Raw genomic sequence first — 21,313 nt, 5'->3', positions numbered from 1 at the left:
GTTGATTGTCTGGCCGCCTTCATGGGCGCAGCAGGTCGCGCGCAACGATCATGCGCATCACCTGGTTCGTGCCCTCCAGGATCGAATGCACGCGCAGGTCGCGCCAGAAGCGTTCGACCGGATAGTCCATCAGATAGCCGTAGCCACCATGCAATTGCAGCGCGCGGTCGGCGATGGTGGACCCGGCGTCGGTGGCGAGCCGCTTTGCCATGGCGGCGAAGCGGGTCTTGTCCGGCGCGTTCTCCGTCACCTTGACCGCCGCCATGTAGAGCAGCGCGCGCGCCGCCTGAAGCTCCGTCTCCATGTCGGCCAGGGTGAATTGCGTGTTCTGGAAATCGGCGATGGCCTGCCCGAACTGCTTGCGGTCCTTGGTATAGGCGATGGCCTCGTCCAGGCAGCGCTGCGCCCCGCCCAGCGAGCAGGCGCCGATGTTGAGCCGTCCGCCATCAAGGCCCATCATCGCGATGCGAAAGCCTTCGCCTTCCGCCCCCAGAAGATTTTCCGCGGGCACGCGGACATTGTCGAAATTGACCTGCGCGGTGGGTTGTGAATGCCAGCCGAGCTTGCGTTCCTGCGCGCCGAAGCTGACGCCGGGCATGTCCTTTTCGATTACGAGGCAGCTGATGCCCTTGGCACCGTCTTCGCCTGTCCGGACCATGGTGACATAGATGTCGTTCTCGCCGCCGCCGGAAATGAACTGCTTTGATCCAGTGACGAGATAGTCGCTGCCGTCCTTCACGGCGCGTGTCTTGAGCGCGGCGGCGTCTGATCCCGATCCGGCCTCGGTCAGGCAATAGCTGCCCATCCGTTCCATCGGCACCATTGAGGGCAGATATTTGTCCTTGACCGGCTGCGCGCCGAAGCGGTCGATCATCCAGGCGGCCATATTGTGGATCGATATGAACGCGCTGGTCGATGGACAGCCATAGGCCATGGCTTCCATGATGAGCGCGGATTCCAGCCGCCCCAGGCCGATGCCGCCGGACTCTTCCGACACATAGATCCCGCCGAAGCCCAGATCAGCCGCCGCGCGGATCGTGTCGCGCGGGAAGATGTGCTTCTCATCCCACTCGGCTGCGTGCGGCGTGATCGCGTCGGCGGTGAAGCGCCGCGCCATGTCCTGGATCTGGCGTTGGTCGTCGGTAAGGTCGAACTGGGTCATCATGCATCCTGTTGCGGCGATGGCGTGCCGCTGGCGTGTGAGGGAGAGCATGCGCTCTCCCTTCGCGGCTGTCACCCCATGGTGGGGATGACGAAGGCGCTGTCGCCAGACGCGCCGCCATCGGGCCAGCGCTGGGTGATGGTCTTCACCTTCGTCCAGAATTTGATGCCTTCCATGCCATGCTGGTTGGTGTCGCCAAAGGCGGAACGCTTCCAGCCGCCGAACGTGTGGTAGGCGACCGGCACCGGGATCGGCACGTTGATACCAACCATACCTACATTCACCCGCGCGGCGAATTCCCGCGCGGCATGGCCGTTGCGGGTGAAGATCGCGACGCCATTGCCATATTGATGCTGGCTGGGGAGGGCGAGCGCGTCCTCGAAGCTTTCGGCGCGCACCATTTGCAGCACGGGACCGAAAATCTCTTCCTGATAGGTCCGCATGCTGGGCTTGACCTGATCGAACAGCGTCGGGCCGACGAAGAAGCCCTGCTCATGCCCCTGCAGGGTAAAGCCGCGGCCATCGACCACCAGCTCGGCGCCTTCATCGATACCCATCTGGATATAGTTTTCGATCTTAGCCTTGTGCGCGGCGTTGATCACCGGGCCATAATGGGCTTCGGGATCGGTCGAAATGCCGACGCGCAGCGCTTGAATGGCGGGGATCAGCTTCTCGCGAAGGGCAAGGGCGGTCTTCTCGCCCACCGGCACGACGACCGGCAGCGCCATGCAGCGTTCGCCAGCCGAACCGAAGGCCGCACCGGACAGATCGTTGACGACCTGGTCGAGATCGGCGTCCGGCATGACGATGCCATGGTTCTTCGCGCCGCCCATCGCCTGGACGCGCTTGCCGTTGTCGACGCCACGCTTGTAGACATAATGGGCGATGTCCGATGAGCCGACAAAGCTGATCGCGCCGATGTCCGGATGATCGAGGATGGCATCGACCATCTCCTTGTCACCCTGCACGACCTGTAGAATGCCTTCGGGCAGACCGGCTTCAAGGAAGAGTTCCGCAAGGCGCACGGGGACGGACGGATCGCGCTCGGAAGGCTTCATGATGAAGGCATTGCCTGTCGCGATGGCGACCCCCGACATCCACAGCGGGATCATCGCGGGGAAGTTGAAGGGTGTGATACCCGCGCCGATGCCGATCGGCTGGCGCATGGAATAGACGTCGATGCCCGGACCTGCGCCCTGCGTATATTCGCCCTTCAGCGCATGGGGGATGCCGCAGCAAAATTCGATGACTTCCAGCCCGCGCTGGATATCGCCGCGGGAATCCGCGATCACCTTGCCATGTTCGGACGAAAGCAGATGCGCCAGCTCGTCCATATTCTTCTCGACCAGCGTCTTGAAGTTGAACATGACGCGGGCGCGCCGCTGCGGATTGACTGCCGCCCAGGCGGGCTGTGCCGCCTTCGCCGCCTCTACCGCGCGGTCGAGCAGGGCACGGTCGCCAAGCGCCACACGGGCCTGAACTTGCCCGTCATTGGGATTGAACACATCACTGTAGCGCGGCGCTTCGCTGTCATGAGCAAAGGCGAGCTTGTGGGAAATTTCGCGCATGGCATCCTCTCGATGAGATTTGCCTTATCATGCCGAAAGGCGATAATGCATTCAATTTCCCTTTGTTGCAGAGTTGATCTGCATTTTTGCATGGATGGCGTGTGATGTTCGATTGGGATGATTTGCGCATATTCCTGACGGTTGCGCGGCTGAAGAAGGTGGCTCCGGCGGCGCGGGCGCTCGGCATTGATGCGACGACGATTTCCCGGCGCTTGGGGCGATTGTCACAGGCGCTCGATGCGCAACTGTTCGAACAGACTGGCGCGGAGAGGGCGCTTACGGAACATGGCGCCGCCTTGCTCCGCCATGCCGAAAGCATCGAAAGCGCAGCGATGTCCGCGATCGTCGATGTGAAGGGGGAGAGGCACAGCCTGAACGGTCAGGTGCGCGTGTCGGTCGCCGAGGGTTTTGGCCGGTGGATATTGGCCCCTGCAATCCCCGAATTTCACGCCCGGCATCCGGGAATACGGCTGGATGTGATCACCGCGTCGGGATTTCTCAACCCTTCCAAGCGGGAGGCGGACATGGCCGTGATGCTGGCGCGGCCGCAGCGGGGGCATTTGGCGGTGCGAAAGCTGGCTGATTACAAGCTGCACCTATATGCGTCGCCCGGCTATCTCGCGGCGCGGGGTGCTCCAATGTCGCGCGAGCGGCTGCATGAGCATGTGCTGATCGGCTATGTCCCCGAATTTCTCTATTCGCCGGAACTCGATTATCTGGACGAGGTCTATGCGGGATTGGAAGCGTCGCTCCGGTCGAGCAGCATCGGGATGCAGCGCCAGCTGATACTGGATGGAGCGGGGATCGGCGTGCTGCCGGACTTCATCGTTGCCGATGATGAGAAGCTGGTGCGGCTTTTCCCGGAAGAGGTGGAGATTGCGCGATCCTTCTGGCTGGTGACGCATCCGGAAATGACGAAGCTCGCCCGCATCCTGGCAGTGTCCGATATGCTGCGGGAAAGATCGGAAGAGCTGCTAGGCGGGGGCGCTTCCATCGGTTGAAGCGCCCGCGAAGTTTGGCAAGTCAGGCGACCAGACGTGGCTCGACCGGGTCCTGCGGCACACCCTTGGGCGTTCCCACATCATAGACACGGGTCAGCAGGCGAATGAAATTGGTGTCGTGCAGCGGATCGCTCGGCATTTCGAAGATTTCGCCGCGCCCGCGGAGGTCCTTCACGAATATCTCGAACGCCATGTCGGTCGTGATGTCGTCGCTATGGTCGCGCGAAATCCGCAGGTCGTTGAGGTCGGTGTAAACCTGCGCATTCCAGTGGAGAAGCAGGCGGAATTCCTGCTGCGGAATCTTGGCCACCACATCGTCACCGGTCATGATGCGCCAGCCACCAGCGACATCGGGATCGGCCGACATGGTCGAGTTGATCGCGAGGCCCGCCGGTTTCCGCTGATCCACCGGGCCGCAGCCCTGCGCGGTGTGGAACATCATTTCATTTTCTACGACGACGCCGCGTCCCCACATGGGAGCCTCCAATGAGACGGGGTCATTTTGCGGCCCGTTCGGCCAATAGTGGAAGCCGCCGCCGATCGCACCCTGATAATACCAGGCGATGACCTGCGCCTTCTTCGCCTGCCAGCGCCTGAACAGCCCAGACTTGGCCATGATGTTGAGCAGCCAGATCGGGCAGTTGACCTCGTACAGGCCGCGAAAGTGCGTGCCGTCGACATGCGGCGATCCGCCCGCCGAGCTTGGACCCTGAATGTTGAACATCAACTGGTCACATTCGACATAGGGCGTGTTCCAATAGCCGCGCGCCATGTCGAGGAACTTCTTGTTATAGAAGCAATCGTCCAGTTCCGGATAGCGATTGACGCCATTGTCGGCGAGGTAGCCCCGGAACACCGGGTTCATGAACATGTCCCAGGTCGGCGTGAAACCTTCCGGAATGGAGCCGGTGGAGGTCGCGATCACTTCCTCCGGCGAGGCGAAATATTGCGCCAGGATCAGCGACCAAGGACCTTCCCGGCGGACGACGTCCAGAACCCGCTGATGTTGGTCTTTGGTATAAAGATTGTCGACGATCTTGGGCGGCGCGACGGGCAGGAAAGTGGAAGCAACATCGGCGGGCATAGGCTCTCTCCAGCAAGCGATTCTCCCGCGCGAACGGCAGGGGTCTGAAGGCGGGAATATCCCATCACCGCTTCGCTGGCAATAATTTCCGAAAATATGTTCGACTATTCGCCGCGCCGGGCGGCCAGTCCGTCTAAGACCAGTGCCAACGTAGCGCGCCAGCGAGGGAGGGCGGTGTCAGCATAGCCGTCAGGATGGGCGGCAATGATCGGCACGTCTTCCGCCGAACGCTGCCCCACTGACGTGCGCACGGCTTCGCGATATTCCGCTTCGCCGCCTGCAACCGCACGGGCGTAGGAAGAGAGGAATGCACCCCCAAGCACGATCAGGTCGATGGAACGCAGCAGGTCCAACGCGTCTGGCAGGTCGAACCCGCGTGCCAGCATGACTTGCAGCCATTGTTCCGAACTGTCGATCTCGACCGCTGGTCCCAGATTGCCGCTGACGAGGGTGGATACGAGCTGCCCTTCCTCCACCAGCTTGTGCAGCGCTTCGGCATATTGGGTGGCATATTCGCGCCAGGATTGACCCTCATCCTCCGGGAAGGTGGCGGCTCCCGAAGCGCGCTGCGCTGCAAGCCGCACCAATTCCTTGCGGCCCGTGACATAGGTGTACAGCACCGCCGGGCGGACGCCGAGCCGATCGGCGAGCGCTGCGATCCTCAAGCCGTCGAGGCCCATCTCGATCGCTGCGTCCAGGATCTGGGCCAAGGTCAAGCGGCGCGGTCGCCCCACAGCGCGAGGAGCGGGGGACGGCCCCTCCACCTCGGTCGGGCAAGATTCAGGATTTTCGCTGCTCATGGCCTGAGCCATAGCGGTGGAAATATCAGGCGTCGATCCGATGCCATGTAAAGGCGGCCGATGAAGGATGATCGATCGGCATAATTATGCGCGCTTCCCGACATGAAATGGGACTGATGACCTGCCTGCGCTTGGGGTAGGCGTCGGCACGCGGGCGTTTTCATGCTACGGGCGACGACTTCAATGGCCTCGAATTCTTATCGACATCTTCTTTCCCCCGGCCGGATCGGCGGCATGGAATTGCGCAACCGCATCGCCGTGACGGCCATGGGCGCGAGCCTTGCCGAAGCCGATGGCCACTGCGGGGAGCGGATCATTCGCTATCATGAGGAGCAGGCAAAGGGCGGGGTTGGCCTGATCATCACCGGCGTCGCGGGCGTGGCCTGGCCGGTGGGCGGCAATCAGGTCAACCAGATCGCGATTTCCGATGATCGTTTTCTGCCGGGACTGACCGCGCTCGTGGAGGCGGTCCACGAACATGGGGCCAAGATCGCTCCGCAAATCCATCATGGCGGCCTTGTCGCGATGGAGGACATGCTGGGCGGTCGGCCGGTCTGGTGTCCATCGCTGCCCGAGGCGCCGGAAGGCGACTTTACAGAGGCGTTCCTCGTTGAAGAACTCGCCGTCGCGCCGTTCAGCAAGATTCAGGGCGTCAGCTTCAAGGAAATGACGCTTGAAGACATCCAGACGGTCGTCGGCCAGTTCGCCGCTGCGGCGGACCGGGCGAAGCGCGCCGGGTTCGATGGCGTCGAGATCCATGGCGGGCACGGATATCTTCTGTCCTCCTTCATCTCGCCCAAATCGAACCGGCGGATGGACGCCTATGGCGGGCCGTTGCAGAACCGGGTTCGCATCCTGGTGGAGGTCATTCAGGCGGTGCGGCAGGCCGTGGGGCCGAATTTCCCCGTCTGGTGCAAGCTGGACTCGCGCGAGGTGGGGAAGAAGGGCGGGCTGACGATCGAGGACGCCGCGCAGGTCGCGCGCATGGCCGAAGCGGCGGGCGCCGACGCGATTACGGTGACGGCCTATCACGACACGGCGCAGGGTAAGCTCCATTCAGGATCGCACACGCCGCACGAACCGGCGGTGAACCTTCCCTATGCCGCGCAGATCAAGGCTGCGATCAGCATTCCGGTCATCGCGTCCGGCCGGATCGAGCCTGAGGTTGGCGATAAGGCGATTGCGAACCGGCAGATCGACTTTGTCTCCATGGGCCGCAAGTTGCTGGCTGATCCGCACCTGCCGCGCAAGCTGACCGAAGGCAGGGCCGCCGATGTCCTGCCTTGCATCTATTGCTATACCTGCATCAGCGCCATCTATGTGTGCGATCCGCTGCGTTGCGCGGTCAATCCCGAGACGGGCTTTGAATATCTGCGTTCAGACGCGCCATCTTCTGGTGGCAAGCGCGTCGTCGTCATTGGCGGCGGGCCGGGCGGGATGGAAGCGGCGCGCAGGCTGGACGCACTGGGGCATCAGGTCATCCTGCTCGAACAAGGCGAATTGCTGGGCGGAACGTTGCGCTTTGCGGCATTGGCCTATCCGGCGAATGAACGGCTGCTCGAGTGGCTGCAACGGCAGATCGCTTCGTCAAAGGTCGATGTTCGGCTGCGCACGCGGGCGACGCCGGAGCTTTTGAAAACGCTTCAGCCTGATGCGGTTGTCGTTGCCACGGGTGCGGTGCGCGGCATGCCGGACATTGCAGGGAATGACTTGCCGCATGTCTTCTCCGGCGACGACATGCGGCGGATGGTGCTGGGTCAAAGTTCCGATGAATTGAAGCGCAAGACAGGGTTGCTGACGCGGGCCGCGACCAAGATCGGTTCCATGACGGGGATGACCGCCAATCTCGATTTCCTGCGCAAGGCGACGCACCAATGGATGCCGCTCGGCAAGCGGATCGTCATCATTGGGGGCGAACTGGTCGGCCTGGAGCTGGCGGAGTTCCTGAACGAACGTGGACGCCAGGTGGTAGTGGTGGACGACGCGCCGCGATTGGGCGCCGGTCTGACGATCGTCCGCCGGATGCGGTTGCTTGCGGAACTGAAGGAACATGGCGTTCAGCTTCATCCGGGGGCCAGCGCCGTCCGGATCGAACCAAACGCGGTTCGCTTCATGGACAATGGAGGAGCGGAGCAGGCCGCCGCCGCCGACCATGTGATCGTTGCCAAGGGCGCGACGGGTGACCTGACGCTCGCCGATCAATTGCGGGAGCAGGGCCTTACCGTTCACGTCGTCGGCGATGCCAAGGGGATTGGCTATATCGAAGGCGCGATGCGCGGTGCTGCGCAGGCGGTTGACGCAATAGCCGGGTGAATGCCTGGCCCATATTCACACGGAACCAGCGGGGGAATGTGCGCTGTGGTCCGCAAATATCCATGATCGAGGCCATATGAACCGGACTGATACACGCCTTTCCTTTCAGGATGCGGAGCCTGCCTCGTTGGGCGGCGGCAATGGGACGCGGGGGAAAAGAGGCAGTCGTGGCTGGCGCCGTGCAGTTCTGATCGGTGCTGGCGCCATTGCCGTCCTAGGCGGGGGATATTGGGCCTATAGCGCCAACCTGTTCCGGGCCAAGCCAGCGATCGATTATTCCGGGCCGACGGCGGGCTGGAGCTATTATGGCGGTGACGCAGGCGGGACGCGCTACTCGCCGCTGACGCAGATCACGCCTGACAATGTCTGGGCGCTGAAGCCTGCATGGACCTATCATATCGGCATGGTCACGGCGCCGGAGCCGCTTTCCCCGACATTTCAGGCGACGCCGATCATTGCGGAAAACCGGCTCTATCTCTGCTCTGGCAATGGCCGGATCGCGGCGGTGGACCCGGAAACCGGCAAGGAAATTTGGGCAAAGCAGCCAAGCTCGGACAATTTCAGCACCTATTTGCTGAACTGCCGTGGCGTCACCTATGCGCGTGACGAAAGCGTGCCACCGGGCGCTGAATGCGCGGGACGGATTTTCGCCGGGACGCTGGACGGGCGGCTGGTGGCGCTCGATTCCGCCACGGGCCGCGAGTGCCGCTCCTTCGGGCGTAACGCCGTGGTCGATCTGAAGCCGGGGCTGGGCAAGATCGAGCGGGGCGACTTGTCCATCTCTTCACCGCCCGTCGTGATCGGCAATGCCATCGTCGTGAACGGACGGCTCACCGACAATATGCGGGTGGACATGCCCGCCGGGGCCATCCGGGCTTTCGATATTCATTCGGGCAAGCCGCTCTGGTCCTGGAACGGCCTGCCGCCGGGGATGAGCGATGCTCAGGATGCGCCGAAGGGCGAGCAATTCGTCCGGCGCACGCCCAATAGCTGGGCGCCGATGGCGGTCGATCTCAAGCTCAACCTTGTCTATGTGCCGATAGGCAACGCGCCGCCCGACCATTATGCCGCCAACCGGGCGGGCCTCGACTATTATGCAAGTTCGGTAGTCGCGCTCGATGGGACGACCGGTCAGGTCAAGTGGCGGTTCCAGACGGTTCATAACGACGTGTGGGATTATGACATTCCCGCGCAGCCGGTGTTGTTCGACCTGCCCACGGCGAATGGGTCTGTCCCGGCGCTCGCGCAGACCACGAAGGTCGGGCATATCTTCATCCTCGACCGGCGCACCGGCAAGCCGATCTTCCCCGTGGTCGAACGCCCCGTACCGCAGGAGGGCAAGGTGCCGGGCGAAAAGCTGTCGCCGACCCAGCCATTCCCCGCCAATCCGGCGTTCATCATCCGCGATCCGGACCTACGCGAAGAAGATATGTGGGGCTTTACCCCCTATGACAAATATAAGTGCCGGGAGCTGTTCCGATCCGTGAACTACAAGGGCGTCTTCACGCCGCCCTCGACAAAAGGCTGGCTGCAATGGCCAAGCTTTGAGGGCGCGTCCAACTGGGGTGGCGTAACCGTCGATCCACAGCGGGGCATCCTGATCGCCAACACGACGCAGGTGGGCGCGATCATGAAGCTGATCCCGCAGGCCGATATTGCGTCCCGCACCGCCGCCGGGGAAGCTATCCTGCCGACCAAGGGCGCGCCCTACGGCCTACAGATGAAGCCCATGCTGTCTCCCTTCGGCGCGCCGTGCAACCGGCCGCCTTGGGGACGCCTGACCGCGATCGAACTGAAGGCTGGCAAGACGCTGTGGAACGTGCCGCTTGGCACCACGCGCGATCAGGCGCCGCCGCCCATATGGCTGAAGCTGGGCGTGCCGAACCTTGGCGGCAGCGTCGCCACGGCTTCGGGACTGGTGTTCCTTGGCGCGACCACGGACAATTATCTGCGGGCCTATGACATTACGTCCGGCAAAGTGGTCTGGCGCGTTCGCCTGCCTGCGGGTGGGCAGGCCACGCCCATGACCTACCGCTTGAAGAAGGATGGCCGCCAATATGTCGTGATTGCCGCAGGCGGGCACAAATTCCTCGGCACGAAGCTGGGCGATTCCCTCGTCGCCTACGCTTTGCCAAAATAAGCTCGGGCGGGCGGCGGCCGATCAATCTTGTCGCCGCCGCCGCGTCCTTCCAATAAGATGGCGCAAAGACTCGCCACGCATATGGCGCGGCGGATGGAGAGCGCAGAAGTGCACGAATATGTCACCTGGACAGAGGAGCGTCTTGCCACGTCTCGCATTCCTGGCGTCGTCGTTCGGCTGAACCTTCCACACGGGGGGAGTTTCCCACAGCATCTCGCAGGACGGGAGCCTACTCATCAGGTCGGCATGTGGACGTCGAGCATTTACAGGCCGCGCGGCCGATTTCGCTACGCCACCCAGTCCCACTATCATGAATTGAAGCAGGCCACCTTTGTCCCCGCCGATATCGACTGGATCGCCGAAGTCGAAAATTCCGGTCCCCTGAAACCCGCAATCTTCTGCGATTTTGAGAAGGAATATTTCAGCGAGACCACGGGCATAGAGCCGCTCAACCATGTAGAACAGCTGCTATATTGCGAGAATGGGAATGTCTCTCAACAGGCATTGAAGCTTCTTGCGGATGAGCTTCGCGCGCCCGGCTTTTCCCATGCCGTGAAGGTGGATTCCTTGTGCCGGTTGATCCTCGTGGAATTGGTGCGGCAGCTTGACGATACGCACACCAATGCGCGCGCTGGCGAGGGTGGTAAGCTCGCCTCATGGCAGCTTCGTCGGATCCGCGATATTGTGGAAACCGTCGAAGGACGGTCGATTACCGTCCGCCAATTGGCCGATGAATGCGGTATCAGCGCGCCGCATCTGCGTCGCCTGTTCAAGGCCAGCACGGGAACTTCCGTCAGCGCCTATGTCGATGGCATTCGCCTTGAAAGGGCAAAGACGCTCCTCGCCGACCGATCGCTTCCCTTGAAAGGTATAGCGCACCGTCTGGGCTTCGCGAACGCCAGCGCCTTTTCAGCGGCATTCAAGCGTGAGGCGGGAAGCAGCCCGAACAGATATCGTCAGCAGATCGCATCCTGACGTCGCCAGTTGTTGAACGGCCTATCGGCGCCATCAGTGCAACGGGTCCAACAATGCTTTGCAGCTTCGCGCCTTAAGACGGAACGCCTGGACCGAAGGCGCGTTTGCGTCCTGAATTTCAGGGAGAATGAACATGGCGCGTATCACGTCGATGATCCTGGCCGCGGGGTTGACGCTGGCGGCCTGTAATCAGGCGAGTGAACAGCGCAGCGCCGACGCTCTGAATTCGGCAAAAGGCGTTGCGGAAAATGCTGGCGACAGGATCGAGAATGCGGCTGAGAACGCGATTGATGCATTGAAACCAACCCCTGATGCGCAGGATTTCGTGAATCTTGCAGCCAGAAGCGATGCGTTCGAGATTGCGGCTGCCAAGCTGGCATCGGCTAACGCCACGTCCGCTGAGGTAAAGGCCTTCGCCGTCCAGATGATCAAGGCCCATTCAGAGTCGGCCGCGAAGATCAAGGCGGCGGCGGGCAAGGCACGGCCTGCCGTCATGCTCAACCCTGACCTTACCGCTGGGCAGAAGAAGGATTTGGACGAACTGCGTCAAAAGAAGGGTGCGGCGTTTGACGAGGAATATATCGATGGCCAAGTCGATGCACATGAGGACGCTCTTGCGCTGATGCGTTCCTACGCGGCCGACGGCACGGACGCCGCGCTGAAGGCAGCAGCGGGCGAGATCGCTCCGGTGGTAGAGGGGCATCTGAAAATGGCCCGGGCGCTGGAGAGCAAGACCGACAGGTGATCGCCGCTATCGGTCTTTCTCCAGAGCGCCATCATCAGCAAACAGGGGCGAACCATTGTTCGCCCCCTGCCTTTTAGAGCCCATCGAGGCCTTTGCTGACGAGCACATTCACCGCGACGCGGCGGTTCTGCGCCTTGCCTTCGACCGTGTCATTGCTGCTGAGCGGGTCTGCTTCAGACATGCCGGTGGGGGTCAGCATTCGATAGGGCTTCCAACCGCAGGTCTGCTGGAGATAGTTGACGACCCGACTGGCTCGCTTTTCGCTAAGTTCCTGATTGAAGTCGTCGCTCCCGGTGGAATCGGTATAGCCCACGACGAGCAACAGGGCGTTGTTCATGCCATCGGCCGCTGACGCGGTGGCGCACAGGTCGCTCTTCGCCTGCTCGGACAATACCGCCTTTCCGATGTCGAAGTTCACATTGGTCGTGCTTTTGACATTATATTTATCGATGTCGCCCACGCGGCTGCGCAAGGCCTCCGTCGCGGCGGTCTGTTCGGCGAAGCCCTGGGCAGTGCCGCTGCGGATCATCGACGCGGTCTTCAGGTCCTTGCTCTTCAGATCGATTTGACTGGCGATCAGGTCAGCACCCGACTGAAGCGTCTTGATGGAAACCGGCAGGCCGTTCAGCAGCGAGGCTGTGGCAAGCTTGCTGCGGCTGAGGCCAAGGAAGCCGCCGCTGGACTTTACCCGGGTGGCATCATTGATGGTTACGACGGTGTTGGTGCCGTCGGCAGCGGTCACCTGCAATTTATCGCCCGTGCGTGCGGAGATGAGGCCTTCGATCTCAGGCCCTTCGGCCAGTTGCGCCGCTTCGGGCGCAGGGGCGCTGTAGGTTGCCGACAGATTGGCTTCAGGCGCTTCCTGCTGCGCCTCCTGCGCAAAGCCGGCTGAAGCGGTTCCGGCCGCCAACAGTAAGAAAAGTTTCGGACTTCTTAAAATGTTAGTCATTGCGCTACTCCTTCAAACTCGATCGGGCGGGCCTGCGTGATCGCAGCTTCTCGTCCGACCGCCGCATCTGTGATGTCGTAACGGCTGTCAGAACCCCCTCCATGTAGTCTCATCATGACGCGCGGTATTCGGCCGCACCTGAACAGCATGGGCGTCCTGCCTGTTCAGCCCAACCTTTCGCGGAGATGAACGCGCCCGGTCGCGCTCCGCTGCTGGGGTTGGTAGGACTGCTTCATGCGACGAACCGATGTCGGCTGGCCAAATTTATTAACCGTATAATTAAGATTAAGCAATTTCCCCGCAGGCCGTGGTCGCCACCAGGATTAGCCGGGTGACTCGGACAGTTAGAAGGCCACTGGAGTTTCCAAGAATCTTCATGCACGCTGGCGCATACTGGTGGGGAAGGATTACATGGTTGAAATATCTTGATTTCATCTGGCCTGTTCTTTTACCTTCGTCGTCGATCAGTGGTCAGGGCCATTTTCTGATAGTTGCCGACTCCGGCGCGCCCGATATCAGCAGGGTGGAATAGAATTGCCCGGATGCTGAACAGGGGGGATTAGACCATGTCCGAACGGCAGCTGGAGGCGTGGCAGGACGCGGGGTTGATCGACGCCCATACTGCCGAACAAATTCGCGCGTGGGAGTTGGCCCGTAGTCGGCCTGTTGGATTGTGGGCGATCGTCGGCCTCGGTGCGTTGACGATCGGTTTGGGGATCATCTCCGTCGTCGCCGCGAATTGGGACGCGATACCCGGTGAGACGCGTCTGGCGATCCACTTCGCCCTGATGACCGGCTTTGCGGCGCTGCTATGGTGGTATCTGCCCCGGGCAGCGGCGAAGAACAATTATTTCAGCGATGGATTGCTGTTCGTGGCCGCGGTTCTGGGTCTCGCCTTCTTTGGCCATGTCGGGCAGGTGTATCAGACCTCCTCGCCGCTTTGGCAGCCGCTGCTGGCATGGCTGGCCATTTTTTCGCCGCTGCTGCTTCTCTATGGCAGAGGCTGGCCGGTCGCGGGCCTCTGGCTGGCGGCGGTAGTCGGCACGGCATGGTCTCACGCCGACGAATATGGTCATGCGTGGGCATGGGGGCAGCATGCATCCCAACCTGCTTTTCCAACACTCTATTGGGGACTGATCGTTTGCCCGCCCATGGCGGTGGCTGTCTTCGCCGCGTTCATGCGGGACCGGAGTGATCGGCCCGCCTTCTGGCGCTTGCTGGAACAGCTGGCGATCATCCTGATCCTTGCGGGCATCAGCATCGCCATCATAGCGGGCGGCTGGGGCAGCCGGACCCACGCTGTCCTCGGCAGCATCGCCATACAAAGTCTGGCCCTGCTCGGTGCCGCCGCGATCATATTCCGCGTCACGCCAACGCGATCGGGGGCAGCGACGGCGGGAATATTGGCCGCTGGGGCGCTGCTGCATTTCGCGCAGGCTCTGCTGGTCGATCTGCATGGCGCCATCCGCAGCCCCTGGATCGGAGCGCTATTCTTCGTCATTCTGTGGGGCGCCATGGCCGCAGCGGCCATCTTCGCCCGGTGGCGGCGCCTGTTCCAGGGGGCGATCGCGCTGGTGGCGCTGCGCATCATCATCCTTAGCTTCGAACTCAATGACAGCCTGCTTGAAAGCGGGGCGGGTCTTATATTTTCCGGGGCTTTCGCCATTGCGGTGGCGTGGTCGACCGTCCGTATCTCGAAACGCTATGCACCGGCGGAAGGGATGGTGGCATGAAGAGGCTTGCGCCATCGCCCCGCTTACTGCTCGCTGCCGCCCTGCTGCTGCCGATCATGGCCTTGGCTTACAGCTGGATCGCGACCTATCGCCTTGCGCAGCAAGGGCAAGAATGGCTCATTCCCATTCGAGGTTATGATCCAAGGGATTTGCTGCGCGGACACTATATTCAATATCGATATGACTGGCCCGTGGAGGTTCCGCGCGACGGTAACACTTCCTTTGATGCATCACTTGCCCATCAACTATGCATCGAGGGCACCGTGCCGCACATTGTCAGGGTTCGCGAATTAAATCCTATTTCAGGTCATCCCGATGCTCAGCAAATAAGGGGGTGCGCGGTCATCGTTCGTGCTTCGATTGGCACGCGGCGCGAAGTGCGGGGATTGGATTCCGGCATATTGTTCACGTCGCAAGCTAATGCGCTGTCTTTGTCGCGCCGATTGGCGGACGCGGACGAGCAGGGTCTGGTGCGCGTCAGGATCAGGCCAGATGGGGTCATGCGACCGGTAAACCTGGAATTCCGAAAGCGTCAGCACCCAGATTGATCATTCTTTCCGCAATAGTGACATAAGTGCATCACAATTGTGTATTGCTCAATTGCGTAGTTTGTTTCCATATTCTACTCTGAAGATCGACCGCCTGAACAAAGGCGGCGAACTAAAATAGGAGGGGATTTTGAAGAAGCATTCCGCACTGCTTTTCAACAGCGTAGCCTCATGCGCGGTTCTGATAGCCACACCTGCCTTGGCGCAGGACGCGTCAGGCACCCCGCTTGGTGCAACGGCCGACATCATCGTGACGGCACAACGCCGCGCCGAACGCGCGCAGGACGTGCCCATCGCGATTACGGCTTTTTCGCCGGAACGCCTTCAACAACAAAACATCACCCAGTCGCAGGATCTGAACGCCAGCGTCCCGTCCCTGGTCGTGGGGTCCGCGGGGCAGGGCTCACGCGATTCACAAACCTTCACGCTGCGCGGCCAGGGGGCCACGTTCCAGGCGTCGCCGGGCGTCGTCCTTTACCTGAACGAAGTGCCGCTGCCTGCCCCGATCACGCTCAGCCAGCAGGGCGGACCCGGCAACTTCGTCGATCTTGAAAATCTTCAGGTGCTCGCCGGCCCGCAGGGCACGTTGTTCGGCCGTAACACGACTGGTGGCGCGATCCTTCTCGTGCCGCACAAGCCGACGAACGACTTTTCCGGATCGCTGCTTGCGAAATATGGCAATTACGACGCCAAGGAGATTGAGGGCGTTATCAACGTGCCCGTGGTCGAGGACAAGCTGCTCGTCCGCGTCGTCGGTGCCTATCATGATCGCGACGGCTATACCCATGACGTGATCTGGAACAAGGATCGCGACGACACGCACTGGTATTCGGGCCGTATCGGCATCACCTTCCGCCCGACCGAGCGCATCGAAAATTACCTGATGGCCTATGGCTCCTACTCGCGCTTCAACGGCACGGGCCTGATCCATAAGGGTTTCAATATCGACGGCACCGCCGGCCTCGCTCAGTTGGGGCTTTGCTCCAACACGCCGATCGCGACGAGCGGGCCATTTTCGTGCGACGTCTATCGCGCGACCACGGCACAAGCCGATGCGCTCGGCCCACGCCAAACTGCTCACGGCATTGATGATTATCAGAAGACCAAGACCTGGGGCATCACGGATACCCTGTCCTTCGACCTCAACGACGAACTCGTCCTGCGCAACATCGTCAGCTATCAGAAGTTCAAGAGCTTCTACCGCTATGACGGCGACGGCACCGTCTTGCAGCAATATGATGTCGATCCCTACAAGCTGCCCGCACCGGGGCAGGTCACGCTGCCGGGCGTCGGCACGCCGGTCGTTTATAATAATACGTCGCCGGTTACGCTGCCGCGCGACAGCTACAAGCAGTTCACCGAAGAATTCCAGATTCAGGGCACCTACCTGGACAACAAGCTGACTTTCACGGCGGGCGGCTTCTACTACAGCCAGAAGCCTGACGGCGATCAGGCGGGCAGCGCCATCAACTATTGTCCGGCGGGTCTGACTGGCACCCCCCTTCCGGGTATCCCGCCCACCTGCGTAGCGAACGCAACGCCGGGCTATGTCGCGACGACCTCAAAGGCGCTCTATGCGCAGGGCACATTCGATTTCGGAGCGATGACGCCGTCTCTCGACAGCCTGCGGCTTACCGGCGGTTTCCGCTACACCTGGGACAAGATCAAAGGCTTCTCACAAAGCTATACGCCCACTCTTACCGGACAGTTCATCTGCTCGGCGGACTCGACATTGGTGGACGCGATTTCGGATTGTAACTTCACCGCTTCGCTGAAGAGCAAGGCGGCCACCTGGCTCGTCGGGCTGGATTACAAGCCGATCCGCGACCTGATGGTGTTTGCAAAGGTCAGCCGTGGCTACAAGGCAGGCGGGTTCAATCCTTACGCGGTTCGCGAAACCACCCGCACGTTCGAACCGGAAAAGGTCACCTCTTATGAGGCTGGATTCAAGTCGGACTTCCGGATCGCCAGCGTGCCTGCCCGGTTGAATGCTTCCTATTATTATCTGAATTACCAGAATATCCAAAAGGCGACTGGCGATTTTAACCCCGTAACATTGGCCAGCGGCGCGCGGATCAACGCGGCGAAGGCCCATGTTTCAGGTGTAGAGGTTGACGCATCCATCCGGCCGTGGAAGCCCATCGAGATCGGCGGTAATTTCAGCTACACGCGCTTTAAATATACCGAATATACATTGCCATCGAACGGCTTCCTGGCGGATTGTTCCGGCACGGCACTGCCGCCTGGGACGCCCACGGACCTGACCTGCCTGCCCGGTCAGTATGTCGTGCCCTACATTTACAGCTTCCACGTGGCGGTGAACCTGCCCATAGCGGAACGACTGGGAGACCTCTCCTTCTTCGTGAACTATGCGCACAATTCGTCGCAGCATACCGAAGCAACGGTCGTTGCGCCGCAGCAGCCGGGCGAGAAGCTGGACGCCTTCGGCTTGCTGAACATGTCTCTGGACTGGAACAACATCGCAGGTTCCGGCCTGGATGCAGGCTTGTACGTTACCAATGCCACGAACAAGCTCTACAGGATCAGCAACACAGACGTGTACCAGGGTGGCTCGTTGCTCTCTTGGGCGACGATCTATGGTGAGCCGCGCATGTATGGCCTCAAGCTTCGCTATCGTTTCGGCGGAGAATAGGGCTTAAAGAACGGGGGCGGCGGTCATGACGGCCGCCCCGTTCAGTATCCCCGGCCGATTCAACAGCGTTTGCGTTGGACCGGCCGATCTGTTCCGGCGCTCGATGTTCTACCAAAAGCCGACCGTGACAGGTGCCGGAAGCCCCGCACCGATCAGTGTTCGCTAGCGGCGAAGGCGCCGATGCCGGTCTCGGCCCGTACGCGCTGCGCCGCATAGCCAGCTCTATCGATTGCCCCGCGTGATGAACGATCGAAATGCGAGATCAGCCAGATAGCAAGGAAGCCAGCCGGCACTGAAAATATAGCAGCAGAGCTGTACGGGAAAGGAGCCGGACCAAGGTTAAAGGTGCTTGTCCAGACCGTCGGCGACAGCAGCGTGAGGATGAAAGCGGTAAGCAGGCCAATCGTGCCACCCATTGCCGCGCCACGCGTGGTGCAGCCATTCCGGAGAAGGGAAAGGATCAGCACGGGGAAATTGCCCGACGCGGCCAATGCGAAGGCCAGGCTGACCATGAAGGCCACATTCTGCTTTTCAAACAGAAGACCGAGCAACACCGCCAACGCGCCCAGCGCCAGCGTGGTCAAACGCGACACGCGCAGTTCGTCAGCCGGTTCCGCCGCGCCATGTTTCATCACGGTCGCATATAGGTCATGGCTGATCGCAGAGGCTGCCGACAGGGTCAGTCCCGCGACCACCGCAAGAATAGTCGCAAAGGCGACGGCGGATATGAAGCCGAGGAAGAGATTCCCGCCGATCGCATGGCCAAGATGGATCGCTGCCATATTGCCTCCGCCACGCAGCGAGCCTCCGACGTCAAGATAGGCAGGCTGCGTTCCGACCAGCACGATCGCACCAAAGCCGATGATGAAGGTGAGGATATAGAAATAGCCGATCCAGCCGGTCGCCCACAGCACCGATTTGCGCGCTTCCTTTGCATCAGGAACGGTGAAGAAGCGCATCAATATGTGGGGCAAGCCCGCCGTGCCCAGCATGAGCGCAAGGCCGAAGGAAATCGCGGACACCGGGTCCTTGATGAAATTGCCCGGCGCCATGATCGAACGCCCTTTGTCAGCAGCATCGGCAGCGCTGGCGCCCGCATCGAATGCCGCAGCCGTCTTGACCTCAACGGCCCTGGCGAAGAGCGCCTCCAACGAGAAACCGAACCGCGCCAGCACCATCCCAGCCATGAAGGTGGCGCCGCCAAGCAGTAGCACGGCCTTGATGATCTGGACCCAGGTGGTCGCGCGCATGCCGCCGAACAGGACGTAGAGCATCATCAGCGTGCCAACGATCACCACCGCAACCGCATAAGGCAGGCCGAATAGCAATTTGATGAGCTGTCCTGCCCCCACCATCTGTGCGATCAGGTAGAAGCTGACGACCAGAAGCGTGCTGACCGCTGCAAAGCTGCGCACCGGCGGCTGGGCAAAGCGGTAGGAGGCTACATCGGCGAAGGTAAAGCGTCCGAGGTTGCGCAGCCGCTCCGCCATCAGGAACAGCAGGATCGGCCAGCCCACCAGAAAGCCGGTGGAATAGATGAGCCCGTCATATCCATCCAAGTAGATCTGCGCTGAAATGCCAAGGAAGGACGCCGCCGACATATAGTCGCCCGCCATCGCGAGGCCATTCTGAAAGCCGCTAATGCCTCCGCCTGCCGTGTAGAAGTCCGAAGCTGTGCGCGTGCGCGCCGCCGCGACCTTCGTGATCCACAGCGTCAGCCCGACGAAAGCGACGAACATGCAGATCGCGATCCAGTTGACGGGTTGGCGTTGAGCCTGTCCTTCCAGCGCGGCCGCAAAAGCGGGGAACGGGGCCAGCGTCACGGAAGCCAAGGCGATCGCCAGCAAACGCCCCCTCACGCGCTATGCTCCTTTCGGCGGTGTTCCTGAAGAATTGCGGCCATTTGTTCGTCATGATGACGATTGGCGTGCGCGACGTAGATTCCGGTAAGCGCGATCGCCAGAAGGATGAGGCCCAGGCCGACGGGTATTCCGACCGACGTCACGCCACCAGCAATCGGTGCGCCAAGCGCTGCCTTGTCGAAGGCGATCAGCAGCAGATAGCCGACAAATGCAAGGAAGATGATGGCGGACAGCCACCAGCCAAGACGCGATCGCCTTGCCACCAGGTCAACATAACGCTGATCGGCCGCCACGCTGGCGACCAAGGCATCTTCTCGCGCATTCATTACACTGCTCCCCCTGCAATATCATCATGCTAGGCGCGGCGCCCATGATTGCAATAGCGTCTGCCCAATTTGGAAGATCTTCACGAAGCGCGGGAGTCCGTCGCTTGGAGCGTGAAAGCAGCGTCACCCGCCGTCTGATAGCTGAAGCAATTTGCGGCGGAATTCGGTTGGGGCCATGCCGGTCCATCCGCGACAGGCGCGACGCAGCGCGTTGGAATCGCACAGGTCGAGCCGTTCGGCGATGTCCTCTATCGACAAGCGGCTGTTGGTCAGCATGTCGACGGCCATTTCATGGCGCAGTTCGTCCCGGATCGTCCGGAAGGAGGTGCCAGCGCTATGCAGCCTGCGCCGCAGCGTCATCGCCCCCACGGTCAGGTGCCGGGCCAGTTCCTCGAGTGAGGGGAGCTTGCGCCTTTCTCGCAATGCCATCGCCATGAAGTGACGCGAACGGCGGACGATCTCCAGCGGATCCTCACCCGTCCGCAACCCGAACAGGAAATTGAGCGTCGGCAGCGCTTCGCAATCGGCCATGGTGCGGATGACCGGCTGATCGAGGAGGGATGCCGCAAAGCGCATTTCCAGCTGGTCTGCGTTGAGTAGCAGATCGAACGGCAGCAGCTCGCCGTCCAGATGCCGTCGGGCGAATTCGGGGAAATCGAGTGCCAGTGTGCCTTCCAGCGGCTTGCCGATGAGCCAGCTGAAAATGGAGTGGAACATCAGTTGGCCGTGAAGAATGACGATGAAGTCCATTTCTTCGTCATCGCTGCGCGCGCCCGTATATGTCAGGCAGGCCTGTCCGCCTGTCCGCTTCAACGTCATGTTGCCCATTCGCCCGTCGATTGCCAGCAGCAGCTCCTCCGTCCGCGTGATGGCTTCGCGCAGGGTGCGGCTACCGACCAGGCAGTAGAAAAGCAGGCGCCAGTCGCCACCGCGAAAGGGGAGCCGTCCGGTGGCGTAGGCCTGCATATCGGACAGTTCCACGCTGGCACGGGACGAAAGCTTTTGCAGGCTGGCGATGTCCAGAGACGGGAGGGTGGCGGTCAGAAACCGGTCGAGCGGCTCGTTAAACCCGTTGACCCTCAAGACGCCGACCGCATTTCCCCCGCGTCGTGCGATAAGGCGAAGAAGGCGCGCCACGATGTGATGGCCTGGCTGCCCGATGTCGCTGGAAAGCGGGCCACGGTCTTGATCGCATCCTCCTGGGGGCGCGGCTTCGTGCACGACGATCTTGTCCATCATCCTCTCTTCTCGCCGCCAAGAAAATCTAACGATGTAAGGGAGTCAATGAGGGGCACGATGGCACCCATTCCACATCATGGAAATGGACGGCGAAATATTTGATCTACCCACCGAATTCGGTGTGAAGATGAGTTGTGCTTTAAAGGGGGCGTAGCGCCCGGATAGCTTCCGGGCGCTACTGCACGCGGTGGCAGACGACTGATCAACCGCCTTTC

General features: G+C 61.3%; 16 protein-coding genes. 8 read left to right on the top strand and 8 right to left on the bottom strand.

Translation table 11 applies throughout. From position 1 onward, the window contains the following. Positions 1-19: 19 nt before the first annotated feature. Both AC6JBC_RS16105 and AC6JBC_RS16100 read right to left on the bottom strand, forming a co-directional pair. Positions 20-1,165 (bottom strand): acyl-CoA dehydrogenase family protein, encoded by a 1,146-nt coding sequence (locus AC6JBC_RS16105; protein ID WP_498026519.1) that lies wholly within the window; start codon positions 1,163-1,165, stop codon positions 20-22. A 68-nt stretch (positions 1,166-1,233) separates the two neighbouring features. Next, entirely contained in the window at positions 1,234-2,730 is a 1,497-nt protein-coding gene (locus AC6JBC_RS16100) for a CoA-acylating methylmalonate-semialdehyde dehydrogenase (RefSeq protein ID WP_498026484.1), read from the bottom strand. A 104-nt stretch (positions 2,731-2,834) separates the two neighbouring features. Here AC6JBC_RS16100 and AC6JBC_RS16095 point away from each other — a divergent pair, with 104 nt between their 5' ends. After that, positions 2,835-3,731 carry a LysR family transcriptional regulator gene (locus AC6JBC_RS16095; RefSeq protein WP_498026483.1) on the top strand — a complete coding sequence of 299 codons (897 nt, stop codon included), beginning with the start codon at positions 2,835-2,837 and terminating at the stop codon, positions 3,729-3,731. Between the two features lie 22 nt (positions 3,732-3,753). Here the strand turns inward: AC6JBC_RS16095 and AC6JBC_RS16090 are convergent, their stop codons facing one another. Together AC6JBC_RS16090 and AC6JBC_RS16085 are read right to left on the bottom strand one after the other, a co-directional pair. Next, the gene (locus AC6JBC_RS16090; RefSeq protein ID WP_498026482.1) at positions 3,754-4,815 is read right to left on the bottom strand and encodes a hypothetical protein; all 1,062 of its coding nucleotides are present in this window, start codon (positions 4,813-4,815) and stop codon (positions 3,754-3,756) included. A gap of 104 nt (positions 4,816-4,919) precedes the next feature. Beyond that, on the bottom strand, positions 4,920-5,615 hold the full coding sequence (locus tag AC6JBC_RS16085; RefSeq protein WP_498026481.1) for a TetR family transcriptional regulator: 696 nt from the start codon (positions 5,613-5,615) through the stop codon (positions 4,920-4,922). Positions 5,616-5,798: 183 nt separating this feature from the next. Between AC6JBC_RS16085 and AC6JBC_RS16080 the strand changes: the two genes are divergently transcribed. From AC6JBC_RS16080 to AC6JBC_RS16065, 4 genes are all read left to right on the top strand, one after another. Next, entirely contained in the window at positions 5,799-7,928 is a 2,130-nt protein-coding gene (locus AC6JBC_RS16080) for an oxidoreductase (RefSeq protein ID WP_498026480.1), read from the top strand. A gap of 76 nt (positions 7,929-8,004) precedes the next feature. Then, complete coding sequence (locus AC6JBC_RS16075) at positions 8,005-10,068, top strand: pyrroloquinoline quinone-dependent dehydrogenase (RefSeq protein ID WP_498026479.1); 2,064 nt, start codon at positions 8,005-8,007, stop codon at positions 10,066-10,068. 93 nt (positions 10,069-10,161) lie between these two features. Next, entirely contained in the window at positions 10,162-11,043 is an 882-nt protein-coding gene (locus tag AC6JBC_RS16070; protein ID WP_498026478.1) for a helix-turn-helix transcriptional regulator, read from the top strand. Positions 11,044-11,176: 133 nt separating this feature from the next. Continuing rightward, the gene (locus AC6JBC_RS16065) at positions 11,177-11,788 is read left to right on the top strand and encodes a DUF4142 domain-containing protein (protein WP_498026477.1); all 612 of its coding nucleotides are present in this window, start codon (positions 11,177-11,179) and stop codon (positions 11,786-11,788) included. A 73-nt stretch (positions 11,789-11,861) separates the two neighbouring features. On the opposite strand, the gene AC6JBC_RS16060 is transcribed toward AC6JBC_RS16065, so the two are convergent. Then, the gene (locus tag AC6JBC_RS16060; RefSeq protein WP_498026476.1) at positions 11,862-12,737 is read right to left on the bottom strand and encodes an OmpA family protein; all 876 of its coding nucleotides are present in this window, start codon (positions 12,735-12,737) and stop codon (positions 11,862-11,864) included. Between the two features lie 566 nt (positions 12,738-13,303). Between AC6JBC_RS16060 and AC6JBC_RS16055 the strand changes: the two genes are divergently transcribed. The 3 genes from AC6JBC_RS16055 (at position 13,304) to AC6JBC_RS16045 (ending at position 17,671) form a co-directional block, all read left to right on the top strand. After that, positions 13,304-14,470 (top strand): DUF2157 domain-containing protein, encoded by a 1,167-nt coding sequence (locus AC6JBC_RS16055; protein WP_498026475.1) that lies wholly within the window; start codon positions 13,304-13,306, stop codon positions 14,468-14,470. Further along, the gene (locus AC6JBC_RS16050) at positions 14,467-15,018 is read left to right on the top strand and encodes a GDYXXLXY domain-containing protein (RefSeq protein WP_498026474.1); all 552 of its coding nucleotides are present in this window, start codon (positions 14,467-14,469) and stop codon (positions 15,016-15,018) included. Before AC6JBC_RS16055 ends, AC6JBC_RS16050 begins: the two co-directional genes overlap by 4 nt. Before the next feature lie 130 nt (positions 15,019-15,148). Beyond that, positions 15,149-17,671, top strand: a complete 2,523-nt coding sequence (locus tag AC6JBC_RS16045) for a TonB-dependent receptor (protein ID WP_498026473.1) — start codon at positions 15,149-15,151, stop codon at positions 17,669-17,671. Between the two features lie 152 nt (positions 17,672-17,823). Here AC6JBC_RS16045 and AC6JBC_RS16040 read toward each other — a convergent pair whose 3' ends face one another. The 3 genes from AC6JBC_RS16040 to AC6JBC_RS16030 form a co-directional block, all read right to left on the bottom strand. Continuing rightward, complete coding sequence (locus tag AC6JBC_RS16040) at positions 17,824-19,530, bottom strand: cation acetate symporter (protein WP_498026472.1); 1,707 nt, start codon at positions 19,528-19,530, stop codon at positions 17,824-17,826. Next, complete coding sequence (locus AC6JBC_RS16035) at positions 19,527-19,859, bottom strand: DUF485 domain-containing protein (RefSeq protein WP_498026471.1); 333 nt, start codon at positions 19,857-19,859, stop codon at positions 19,527-19,529. The genes AC6JBC_RS16040 and AC6JBC_RS16035 overlap by 4 nt, the downstream gene beginning before the upstream one ends. Positions 19,860-19,982: 123 nt before the next feature. Next, positions 19,983-20,996 (bottom strand): helix-turn-helix domain-containing protein, encoded by a 1,014-nt coding sequence (locus AC6JBC_RS16030; protein WP_498026470.1) that lies wholly within the window; start codon positions 20,994-20,996, stop codon positions 19,983-19,985. Between the last annotated feature and the right edge of the window lie 317 nt (positions 20,997-21,313).

The sequence above is a fragment of the Sphingobium sp. RC1 genome (genome assembly GCF_059738765.1).
The sequence above is the reverse complement of the archived record's forward strand: the minus strand, read 5'-3'. Positions and strand labels throughout refer to the sequence as shown.

What these genes read in the sequence shown, in the direction of transcription:
- AC6JBC_RS16035 (WP_498026471.1), bottom strand. Translation starts at nt 19,859, where the DNA reads ATGAATGCGCGAGAAGATGCCTTGGTCGCCAGCGTGGCGGCCGATCAG.
- AC6JBC_RS16060 (WP_498026476.1), bottom strand. Translation starts at nt 12,737, where the DNA reads ATGACTAACATTTTAAGAAGTCCGAAACTTTTCTTACTGTTGGCGGCC.
- AC6JBC_RS16065 (WP_498026477.1), top strand. Translation starts at nt 11,177, where the DNA reads ATGGCGCGTATCACGTCGATGATCCTGGCCGCGGGGTTGACGCTGGCG.
- AC6JBC_RS16090 (WP_498026482.1), bottom strand. Translation starts at nt 4,815, where the DNA reads ATGCCCGCCGATGTTGCTTCCACTTTCCTGCCCGTCGCGCCGCCCAAG.
- AC6JBC_RS16095 (WP_498026483.1), top strand. Translation starts at nt 2,835, where the DNA reads ATGTTCGATTGGGATGATTTGCGCATATTCCTGACGGTTGCGCGGCTG.
- AC6JBC_RS16055 (WP_498026475.1), top strand. Translation starts at nt 13,304, where the DNA reads ATGTCCGAACGGCAGCTGGAGGCGTGGCAGGACGCGGGGTTGATCGAC.
- AC6JBC_RS16080 (WP_498026480.1), top strand. Translation starts at nt 5,799, where the DNA reads ATGGCCTCGAATTCTTATCGACATCTTCTTTCCCCCGGCCGGATCGGC.
- AC6JBC_RS16085 (WP_498026481.1), bottom strand. Translation starts at nt 5,615, where the DNA reads ATGAGCAGCGAAAATCCTGAATCTTGCCCGACCGAGGTGGAGGGGCCG.
- AC6JBC_RS16075 (WP_498026479.1), top strand. Translation starts at nt 8,005, where the DNA reads ATGAACCGGACTGATACACGCCTTTCCTTTCAGGATGCGGAGCCTGCC.
- AC6JBC_RS16105 (WP_498026519.1), bottom strand. Translation starts at nt 1,165, where the DNA reads ATGATGACCCAGTTCGACCTTACCGACGACCAACGCCAGATCCAGGAC.
- AC6JBC_RS16100 (WP_498026484.1), bottom strand. Translation starts at nt 2,730, where the DNA reads ATGCGCGAAATTTCCCACAAGCTCGCCTTTGCTCATGACAGCGAAGCG.
- AC6JBC_RS16050 (WP_498026474.1), top strand. Translation starts at nt 14,467, where the DNA reads ATGAAGAGGCTTGCGCCATCGCCCCGCTTACTGCTCGCTGCCGCCCTG.
- AC6JBC_RS16070 (WP_498026478.1), top strand. Translation starts at nt 10,162, where the DNA reads ATGGAGAGCGCAGAAGTGCACGAATATGTCACCTGGACAGAGGAGCGT.